The organism is Arthrobacter sp. 9MFCol3.1, from assembly GCF_000620385.1.
GTDB lineage: Bacteria > Actinomycetota > Actinomycetes > Actinomycetales > Micrococcaceae > Arthrobacter.
In genome coordinates this window covers 26391-35634 of sequence record NZ_KK211133.1, presented here as the reverse complement: position 1 = coordinate 35634, position 9244 = coordinate 26391, and the positions used below count along the sequence as shown (strand labels likewise).

At 67.6% G+C, this 9244-nt stretch carries 6 protein-coding genes; 5 read left to right on the top strand and 1 reads right to left on the bottom strand.

Annotation, left to right across the window (positions count from 1 at the left end):
• The coding region (locus C560_RS0120745; RefSeq protein ID WP_026539658.1) for an IS3 family transposase at positions 1 to 235 on the top strand (235 nt) is incomplete at its 5' end.
• A gap of 315 nt (positions 236 to 550) precedes the next feature.
• Here the strand turns inward: C560_RS0120745 and C560_RS0120740 are convergent.
• A complete protein-coding gene (locus C560_RS0120740; RefSeq protein ID WP_026539657.1) occupies positions 551 to 4198 on the bottom strand; it encodes a TM0106 family RecB-like putative nuclease in 3648 nt (1215 codons plus the stop codon).
• 163 nt (positions 4199 to 4361) lie between these two features.
• Here C560_RS0120740 and C560_RS0120735 point away from each other — a divergent pair, with 163 nt between their 5' ends.
• The 4 genes from C560_RS0120735 (at position 4362) to C560_RS23990 (ending at position 9238) form a co-directional block, all read left to right on the top strand.
• Positions 4362 to 4967, top strand: a complete 606-nt coding sequence (locus tag C560_RS0120735; RefSeq protein WP_026539656.1) for an SOUL family heme-binding protein — start codon at positions 4362 to 4364, stop codon at positions 4965 to 4967.
• A 161-nt stretch (positions 4968 to 5128) separates the two neighbouring features.
• The gene (locus C560_RS0120730) at positions 5129 to 7504 is read left to right on the top strand and encodes a Tex family protein (RefSeq protein ID WP_026539655.1); all 2376 of its coding nucleotides are present in this window, start codon (positions 5129 to 5131) and stop codon (positions 7502 to 7504) included.
• A 209-nt stretch (positions 7505 to 7713) separates the two neighbouring features.
• Positions 7714 to 9108, top strand: a complete 1395-nt coding sequence (locus tag C560_RS0120725) for an OFA family MFS transporter (protein WP_026539654.1) — start codon at positions 7714 to 7716, stop codon at positions 9106 to 9108.
• A gap of 1 nt (position 9109) precedes the next feature.
• Positions 9110 to 9238 (top strand): MFS transporter small subunit, encoded by a 129-nt coding sequence (locus tag C560_RS23990; protein ID WP_269210556.1) that lies wholly within the window; start codon positions 9110 to 9112, stop codon positions 9236 to 9238.
• The last annotated feature ends 6 nt before the right edge of the window (positions 9239 to 9244 follow it).

Below are 9244 nucleotides of genomic sequence, written 5' to 3'. Positions count from 1 at the left end.
TGCCGGCGCGGTTCAATCGATGTCCCGTAAGGGCAACTGCTACGACAACGCGGTGATCGAGAACTTCTTCGGTCACCTCAAGGAAGAGCTCTTCCACCATGTCCGGTTCATCAGCACCGACGCACTGGCAGAGGCGCTGCACGAGTACATCCGCTGGTACAACACCGAAAGAATCTCAACAAAGCTCGAGGGCCTGAGCCCGCTGCAATACCGGACCCAGGCCCTCGCAGCCTAGGCTCTTACCAACCAGTCCAACTTTCGGGGACCAGTTCACCGCGGGCAATGGGCATAATGCCTTGATGTCCGTTGCCCGAGGCCCAGAATGAGCATGTCCTCTGGGGTGGCTGGCGAAGAATGGGCATGTTCCGTGGGGTGCCTAGCGAAGAATGGGCATGTTCCGTGGAGTGGCTGGCGAGAAATGAGCATATTCCGTGGGGTGGCTGGCGAAGAATGGGCATGTCCAGCTCTGACCGCGGGCAATGGGCATAATGCCTTGATGTCCGTTGCCCGGGGCCAAGAATGGGCATGTCCCCTTACTGGGTGAGGACAGCTACGCGCTCACTGACCTTTGGCACAGGCCGATGAAGCCGCCGAGTTGCTCCAGGCCCTCCGGATGCGTGGGCAGGTAGTTGGTCAGTTCGGGTGCGCGGACAATCACGGCACGCCATTGGCCGCGGGACACCGCCACATTGATCCGGTTCCGCGAGAGCAGGAATTCCATGCCCCGCGGAGCCTCGGCCACCGCTGAACACGCCATGGACACGATCACGACCGCGGCCTCCTGGCCCTGGAACTTGTCCACGGTCCCCACCCGCACGCCGGAGAGATTCGCGGCGTCCAGGGCGTCGCGGATGACGTTGACCTGGGCGTTGTAGGCGGCCACCACCAGAATGTCGGATGCCTCCAACGGCCGGGCTCCGTCTGCGGTGTGCCAGGAAAGGCCCAAATGGCGGCGCACCTGCCCGAGGACCTCGGCAGCCTCCTCGGTCGACGACGTCGTGTTGCCGCTGTGCGGCACCATCACTGTCTCAATCCCCGCGGGCACACCCTCGAGACGGCGCAGATCCGCGGACGGGGCGGAACGCAACCGGCCTTCGTAGGACAATTCCGAGACGGCCAGGCACAGCTGGGAGTTCATCCGCCATGAGTCGGCCAAGAAGTAGCCAAGCTCGGGCGGGAGCGTGGCGTGGCCTGCGGAAATCCAGCCCAGGGCCGACTCGTCGACCGGCTCGGGGTGCCTGCCCTGGCTGACCTGCGGCAGCTGCTGCGGGTCGCCGAGCAAGAGCAGCCGGCTGCTGGCCTGCGCCACGGCGAGGGTGTTGGCCAGCGAGAACTGGCCGGCCTCGTCGATCACCAGGAGATCCAGGGAGCCTGCCGGGACGGTGGCGCCGGTCATCGTCCACGCCGTCCCGCCGACGAGGGCGCCTCCAGATGCATCCAACAATTCCGCAACGTCCTTGCCGGTGCGCCGGGCCCACGGCAGGGCGTCGTTGTGCTTCACATCTTTGGCCACCAGCGCCGGGTCGACCCCGGCCTTGGTGACAGCGGTCTTCAGCAGGTTCTCCACCACCGCGTGGGACTGGCCGACTACACCGACCTTCCAGCCGCGGGCCACGAGCCGGGCGATGACGTGGGACCCCACATGGGTCTTGCCCGTCCCGGGCGGACCCTGCACTGCCAGGTAGGAGTGGTCTAGGGCCAGCACCGCGGCCGTGATGGCTTCAATGAAGCGGTCCGGTCCGACGCCAGGCTGCGGCAGTGAAGCTCCGGCGGCCAGCCTTGGCGGCTGACGCCGGACGAGGTCAAGCGCAGGATGGCGGGGGAGGGATCCGGACCCCAGACCGGCGACCACCGTGTCAGCGAGGGCTGCCAGTGCTTGCTCAAGGCTCTTGGTGGCGAGGGGTTGGTCCTCCGTCAGCGCAATGGGGAGGTCATTGTGGGGCGGGATCTTCCGGTGCAGCCGGTCCCGGATGATGACGGTGTCCTTGCCGTCCTCATGCCCCAGCTCCAGAACCTCCGTGCCGAACCATCCGCTCCGTCCGGTTCCGTTCTTGCCGGTACCCTCCAGCCCGGCGGGAAGAGGCAACTCATACATGCGGAACCACTTGCTGCCCTCGCGGAGGTCCGATCCGGGACTCACGGAGCCGGACAGTTTGACCCGCCGCTCCGGAAGCTTGGTCCCCGTCTGTTGCCAGTCGTCGAGGATTTCCGCGGATTCGACGAGGAAAACGTTCCGGTCCCGTTCGTGCGTGTCCGGACCGTGCTCACACCGGTCGAAGTGCGCCCACCAGAACGACTTGCGCTCCCGGCGGTGGTAGCTCACGGCCGCGGCCAGCATGGCGACGGCCTTACGGTCGTCCTCGGACAAGCCGCCGCCCGGCTCGGCGAATTGCAATAGTGCCAGCTCAGACGGGTCAAGCACGGCATCGGCTCCTGCCGAGCCGCCGCCGTCGGGGCCGTCCTCCGCTAATTCCTCCGCGCCGGACGCGGCGCCAGTCCGGACGGGCCCGGACCCGGCGGGGCCCGCCTCCGCGGCGTCCGGCGTCAGCCGGCGTTCCTTGGCCAGCCCGAGCAGCCAGTTCCGGAGCTCCAGGGTGGAGAGGCAGTCGTATTGGTTGTAGTCGGAGATCCCGGCGAGGATGGTGGCCGCTTCGTCGGGCCGTTCATTGTCCCTCGCGTCGCAGTACCGTGCGTAGGCAATCACGGAGGCTCCGGCGTCCTTCACGTCGCCGGTTCGAAGGTTCGTCCCCATGTAGAGCGGCTCAAGCTTCTTGATGCTGTATGAGTTCTCGGAGATCCTGATGCTGTTCCGGACCGTTTGGTACAGGTCCACCAGAAGTCCCTCGCGGAGCCACTCGTCCACGATGTCCTCCCCGGCAACATGCATCACCGAGAGTTTTCGAAGCGCCGTCTTTTCATACGGTGCGTAGTGGTAGACGTGCATGTCCGGGTGCTCCCGACGGCGTTTCTCGACATAGTCCAGGAAATCGAGGAACGCCTGCTTCTCCGCCTTCCGGCTGTGGGCCCAGAACGGTTTGAACACGCCTTCGGCGCCCGGCTCGGTGGGCGCCTCGATCACGCCGAACAGGTACTCAAGCCCCCACACTCCCGTGGCGCGATCCTGCCACAGCGGATCGCCCTCGAAGTCGAAGAAGATATCGCCTGGGCTCGTTGGGGGCAGCTCGGCCAGGGTTTTCCCGGGCAGGACGCTGTAGCGGATGGTGTGCTCTTCACCGTCCTTGAGGTAGCACACTGCTCCGTCGGCAGGGCCAACGCCGCTCTGCATCCGTGCCTGTTCCTGCAGGCGCAGGAGCGCAGTGGTGGGCTTGGCCAGCGTCGCTTGCGCCAGGTCAGTGACTGTCCAAATCCCACGTTCGTGGAGGTTCTTGCGCTGCACGGAGTTCATCCGGGCCACGAGGAGGAGATCGTCGGTGGCTTTGACTTGCTCCTGGCAGTAGTCGCAGCGTCCGCAGGCGGTGAGCCCGGGCGCGCCCCAGCCCACTGTTCCGGGCTGCGCGATGTGCGCGGCGGTCAGCGCGAGGAAACGATCCCGGCGCTCACGGAAAACCGGCAGGATCTCGGAGAGTTTGTGGTGGCTTCGCACGTAGTCGAAGCCGCCATCGGCCAGCTGCACCGTCGAGCCAAGAACGAGTGTCACCGCCGGATCCACCGGGATTCCGGCCTTCAGCAGCTGCTCGCCGTAGGCGGCCAGCTGCAGCAAGGCAGTCACCTTCGCGTGGCGGGCCAGTTTGGTGTCGAACACCGCATAGCAACCGTCGTCCTGCCGCACGAGGAAGTCGGAGCGTCCGTGGAACTGCCCATCGAAGAAGGCGGCCTGGAAGACGACGTCGGCCCCCGCACGCAGCGCTCCGATGGACTCGGCATGCTTGGCCGCCAGCGTGGCGCGGTCCATCGTGGAGGCAGTGGCGACGTCGTACACGCCGTGCCCGGTGGCCGGATCCCAGGGACCGAACTCCGCAACGAAACCGTTAAGGACCTTGCGCTCGTGGAGGTCACCCAACACCGCTGCGTGCTGGAGCATCTCGTCCTCGTCGAAGACCGCCCTGGGGCAGCGGCCCAGCTTCTCGTCGAGTTTCCGCAGCAGCTGATACTCGCAACTCGAGGCCACCACGAGGTCGCTCGCGGAGAAGACCAGGTCCGGTGACGAGCCCGGTACTTCAGGTTCAAGAAAAAACACTGTGCCCCCGTTGTTGGTGCCCCCGTTGTTGTTGACCTCCGCTATTCAAGCTATCAAAGCCCTCTGACAATCAAGCACCAGCCAGGAGGCGGGTACCAGGCACCTGTAAAGAGGCTAGGTACCGCTGGTTCCTGTCGTAGGACCGGCGTAGGGTCTGAGGACTATGACCGAGCAGCAACCCTATGAGCTGGTCCAGCCCTACGCGCACTTCGAGCTGCGCCGCTATCCTCCGTACGCTGTGGCGGAAATTGAGGTCAACGCGACGTTCGACCGCGCCGGAAATGCCGCCTTCCGGCACCTGTTCAACTACATCAGCGGGAGCAACACGGCGCAACGGAAGCTGGCGATGACGGCTCCGGTGATCCTGGAGCCCGGGCCTTCGCAGAAGCTGGCGATGACCGCCCCGGTTCTGCAAAGCGGCCCGCTGCCGGGAAGCGCAGAGCCCGCTGATTTCGTCGTTGCCTTTGTGCTCCCTGCCGGGGTGACGGCGGAGACGGCGCCGGTCCCGGCGAACCCCGACGTCAGAGTCCGGGCCCTGCCAGGATCCCTGGCGGCCGCCCTTCGGTTCTCGGGCAGCGGGTCGGAGGCGGCCTTTCGACGGCGAAACGACGGCCTCCAGGAGGCACTGAAGCTAGCCGGGCTGAAGGCCGTGGGGCCGCCACGGTTCGCCCGCTTTGATCCGCCGTTCAAGCCGTGGTTCCTGCGCCGCAACGAGGTTGTGCAGGACGTGCAGGAGCCCCTTTCTCCTCCGGGCGGGCCCGGCCGCTGACCTAGGTGAGGCAAAATGGCAGGGTGACCCAACACCCGCAGCGCCCCGCCTCACCCGTCTCGCCCGCCTCCGGCCCGTCCCCACAGACCGGCCCGTCCCCACAGACCGGCCCGTCCCCACAGACCGGCCCGTCCCCACAGACCGGCTCACCAGAGACCGGCATGCCGCAGGCAGGCACCTCAAAGACGCAGGAGTCCGGCATCGCCGCCCAGATCGCCGGCGAGCTCGGCGTGCAGCCCTGGCAGGTCAAGGCCGCCGTGGACCTGCTCGACGCCGGGTCCACCGTGCCCTTCATCGCCCGCTACCGGAAGGAAGCGACCGGGACGCTGGACGATACCCAGCTCCGCGAGCTGGAGGAGCGGCTGCGCTATTTGCGCGAGCTCGAGGACCGCCGCCGGACTATCCTCGAGGCGATCGCCGCCCAGGGTGCGCTGACCCCGGAACTGCAGGCCGCCGTCGTCGGCGCCGACACGAAATCGCGGCTGGAGGACATCTACCTCCCGTTCAAAACCAAGCGGCGCACCAAGGCGCAGATCGCCCGCGAAGCCGGGCTGGAGCCGCTCGCCGACGCCCTGCTCAAGCGCCCGGAACTGGACCCGGACCGCGAGGCGGCCAAGTACCTCAACGCCGAACACTCGATCGGTGACGCGGCCGCAGCGCTCGCCGGCGCCCGCTCCATCCTGGTGGAACGCGTCGCCCAGGATGCCGACCTGGCCGCCACGCTGCGGGAGCGGCTGTGGACCCAGGGCCGGATGGTGTCCCGGGTGAAGAAAGGCAAAGAAGCCGAGGGCCAGAAATTCAAGGACTACTTCGAGTTCTCCCAGCAGCCGGCCGGAATGCCTTCGCACCGTGTCCTGGCGCTGCTGCGAGGGGAAAAGGACGGCGCGCTGGAGCTGGATCTCGCCGAGGCTGATCCGAACGACGACGCCGCCCTCACCGCCGCGCGCGGCCGCTACGAAGCCGCCGTCGCCAGGTTCCTTGGGGTCGCCGACCGCGGCCGGCCCGCCGATGCCTGGCTGTTGCAGACCGCTCAGCTGGCGTGGCGCTCGCGGGTCCTGGCGCGGCTGACGGCAGATCTGCGCAGCCGGATGTTCGCCGCCGCCGAGGACGAGGCCGTGCGCGTGTTCGCCGCGAACCTGCGCGACGTGCTGCTCGCCGCGCCGGCCGGGAACCGCGCCACCCTGGGCCTGGACCCGGGACTGCGCACCGGCGTCAAGGTCGCCGTCGTGGACGGCACCGGCAAGGTGGTCGCGACGGACACCGTCTACCCGCACGCCCCGGCCCGCAAATGGGACGAGGCGCTGCGGACCCTCGTGGGCCTCGCCACGAAGCACGGCGTGGAACTCGTCGCGATCGGCAACGGCACCGCCTCGAGGGAGACGGACAAACTCGCCGCCGAACTGCTCAAGCAACTCTCTTCCGGGTCAAAAAACAAGCCGCAGAAAATTGTGGTGTCCGAGGCCGGGGCGTCGGTGTATTCGGCGTCGGCGCTCGCCGCGGCGGAGCTGCCCGGCATGGACGTGTCCCTGCGTGGTGCCGTCTCGATCGCCCGGCGGCTGCAGGATCCGCTCGCGGAGCTGGTGAAAATCGAGCCGAAATCGATCGGCGTCGGGCAGTACCAGCACGACGTCACGGCCGCGAAGCTGGACCGCAGCCTGGACGCGGTGGTGGAGGACTGCGTGAACGCGGTGGGCGTGGACGTCAACACCGCCTCGCCCGCACTGCTGAGCCGGGTGGCCGGGGTCGGGCCGCTGCTGAGCGAGAACATTGTGGCGTACCGGAACGAGCACGGCCCCTTCACCAAGCGCAGCGACCTGAAGAAGGTCCCGCGGCTGGGCGCCAAGGCGTTCGAGCAGTGCGCCGGCTTCCTGCGGATCACCGGGGGAGCGGAGCCGCTCGACGCCTCCAGCGTGCACCCGGAGGCCTACCCGGTGGCCCGGAAAATCAAGGCCGCCGCCGGCAAAGCGCCGGCCGCAGGAAACTATGCGGCGCTGAACCCGCAGGACTTCGTGGACGGCTCCTTCGGCCTGCCCACCGTGCAGGACATCATCGCCGAACTCGAGAAGCCGGGCCGCGACCCGCGCCCGGCCTTCGCGGCGGCCGCGTTCTCGGAAGGCATCGAGAAGATCTCGGACCTCAGGCCCGGCATGGTGCTGGAGGGAACGGTGACCAACGTGGCGGCATTCGGCGCGTTCGTCGACGTCGGGGTGCACCAGGACGGGCTCGTGCACGTGTCGGCCCTGGCGAACCGTTTCGTCTCGGACCCCCGCGAGGTGGTGAAATCCGGGCAGGTGGTCCGGGTCAAGGTGCTCGAGGCGGATCCGGAGCGGAAGCGCATCTCGCTCACCCTCAGGCTCGACGACGAACCGGCAGCCTCCGGCGATCGCGCGGCGGGCAGCGGCGCGGCGGGTGGCCGCACGGCGCCGGCACCCGACCGGCGGACGCCGGGCAGGCAACCGCAGAAGCCGGCCCCCGCGCCGTCGCCGGTCAACACGGCGATGGCGGAGGCGCTCCGGAAGGCCGGCCTGGCCAAGTAGCGCTCCCAGGGGCGCGGCTGCCGCACCACTCCTACCGTTTGTCGCGGATTCCCTACCGCTTGGCGCATAACTAGTACGTTTGCTGACGATTTGCACCATGATTGCCGGAGGCAACGGCCCTCTGCCGGAAGCTCGGTCAGAGGCCCTGGCAGGGGGCCGTTTCCGCAATGTGCTGGACACCGATGTCGTTGACGAGCAGGGGAGTACTTATGGGCTGGCTGGACCGCGAACGAACCATCGCCCCACCCGGATTCAATCGGTGGCTCGTACCCCCGGCAGCCCTCGCGGTCCACCTGTGCATCGGCCAGGCCTACGCGACGAGCGTCTACAAGACCGCGCTGGTGAAGCACTTCGGCGCGAGCCTGACCGAGATCGGCGTGATCTTCTCCATCGCGATCGTGATGCTGGGCCTCTCGGCCGCCATCATGGGCACCTGGGTGGACAAGAACGGGCCCCGCAAGGCGATGTTCACCTCCGCCGCGTTCTGGGCGAGCGGCTTCCTGATCGGCTCCCTGGGCATCTTCAGCCACCAGCTCTGGCTCGTCTACCTCGGTTACGGCGTCGTCGGCGGCATTGGCCTGGGGATCGGTTACATCTCCCCGGTCTCCACCCTGATCAAATGGTTCCCGGACCGGCCCGGACTGGCCACCGGCATGGCGATCATGGGGTTCGGCGGTGGCGCCCTGATCGCCAGCCCGGTCTCCACGGCCCTGCTAAAGATGTACGATCCCAACTCCGGGGCCAAGGGCTGGGTGGCCAGTGGTGAGTCGGTGGGTAAGCTCTTCCTGACCCTCGCCGTGGTCTATCTGGCCTACATGATGTTCGGCGCGTTCACCATCAAAGTCCCGGCCGAGGGATGGCGACCGGCAGGTTTCGACCCCGCAAAGGTCAAGGCCGCCTCGCTGGTCACCACGGAGAACGTCTCGGCCCGGAACGCGGTCAAGACCAGGCAGTTCTGGCTCGTCTGGATCGCCCTGTTCTGCAATGTCACGGCGGGAATCGGCATCCTTGAACAGGCCGCCCCGATGATCCAGGACTTCTTCCGCCAGCCCGACGGCACCTCTCTGGCCAGCGCCGCGGTGGCCGCCGGCTTTGTGGGGTTGCTCTCGATCGGCAACATGTCCGGCCGCTTTGCCTGGTCGGCCACCTCCGATGTCACCGGCCGCAAGCGCATCTACATGGTCTTCCTGGGCGTCGGCGCGCTGCTCTACACCGTGCTGGCGCTGGCCGGCTCGACGTCCACCGTCCTCTACGTGGCCCTCGCGTTCGTCATCATCTCCTTCTACGGCGGCGGGTTCGCGACGGCCCCCGCCTACCTGCGCGACCTCTTCGGCACCTTCCAGGTCGGGGCCATCCACGGCCGGCTTCTGACGGCCTGGTCCGCGGCGGGCGTCGCCGGGCCGCTGATCGTCAATGCTTTCCTGGACGCGCAGGGCAAGCCCGGCGCTCTCAACGCCGCGTCCTACCAGCCCGCCCTGCTGACCATGGTGGGGCTGCTGGTGATCGGCTTCGTGGCGAACCTGCTGGTCTCGCCGGTGGACGCACGATTCCACGAACCACGTCCTGGCCGCGTCCGGTCCGAAGAACCTGCCTTGGAGGGCTGAAATGAGTAGTGCACAGACACCGGTGACACCGTCTACCGGGAAGCTGGTCATCGCCTGGGCGCTTGTCGGCGTGCCGCTCGCCTATGGCGTCTATGAGACCCTCACCCGCGTGGCGGCCCTGTTTGGCTGACACCGT